General features: G+C 41.2%; 2 protein-coding genes. Both read right to left on the bottom strand.

Going from position 1 to position 967, the window contains the following annotated elements:
• Positions 1 to 431: hypothetical protein (locus MZO41_RS16525; protein ID WP_252129717.1), on the bottom strand; the 431-nt coding region annotated here is incomplete at its 3' end.
• Positions 428 to 967, bottom strand: a 540-nt coding sequence (locus tag MZO41_RS16520; protein ID WP_252129716.1) for a hypothetical protein, incomplete at its 5' end; no start/stop codon positions are given. The genes MZO41_RS16520 and MZO41_RS16525, both read right to left, overlap by 4 nt.

Genomic DNA, 967 nt, shown 5'->3' with positions numbered 1-967 from the left:
ATCTTATCACCTAGCAAATCAACTGTTTGTCCAGTAATAATTTCGTTGGGATTGTCGTACTTTTCAGCACGCCAGTAGCCGTTCCGCAACGGCAAACTGTACTTGTGCACTAGATAGCTAACCCGCTGACTAATATAGCCAGTCTCATCGGTCAACGCCCTTATCGTATGGTTACCATCACGATGAGCACGGCGAATATCTCTAATTTGCTCACGTTCTTCAGCTTGGGGATCTGGTAACATATTAGCTAAGTAAGCTTCATCACTGCGTACATTAGTCCCAGGCTTAACCAGTCTAACTGGGAACGGCCATTCACCAGATTTGTAGTTATGTTGCGCGAGCTTAAACATTTCCGGTTCGGGCCCGATTGCTAGTGGGTGATCGATATCGGGTAAATCAGCGTTAATTACTAGCACCTGTGTTTCAGTCATGCACTCACCTCCGAAAGCGGAATAATCTTTTTCAACTTCACTAAGCTTTTATCTAACACGATAATTTCCTGCTCACTACGACGTAGAAAGAGTGCTAATACATGATTCTTCTTAACCCGGTAAACAGAGATTTGATTAACCTTGTGTTCTTTTGCAAAATGCTTAGCAACAGTGGTATCTAGCGTATACGCAATCCAATCAGATTCGTTAGGTCGGTGAGCTCGATATAATGTCAGTTTATTGGGCAAATTATCAAAAGCTTTTAACTCACTGGGCTTCATAATGCCAATAGCTTTATTAGGCCGCTGACTTGCAAATAAGGTTTTCCATATTTTTAAATCAGAATACTCGGTATAACTGACCCACAAGGTCGATAAGAAAAACCAGTAACCATAGTCACTTAACTCTGAACTATGTGCACTAAAATATTTAATTGCTGCTGGTGTTCCCTCATAAGCAAGTATTTGCTCAGCAAACAAAGCATCCTTTTGATTCCATTTAAAAGCTGTTGAGATATCATCTATCATGCGCTCACC

The sequence above is a fragment of the Lactiplantibacillus sp. C232 genome (assembly GCF_023806725.1).
Taxonomy (GTDB): Bacteria; Bacillota; Bacilli; order Lactobacillales; family Lactobacillaceae; genus Lactiplantibacillus; species Lactiplantibacillus plantarum.
This window is presented reverse-complemented; position numbering and strand designations above follow the sequence as displayed.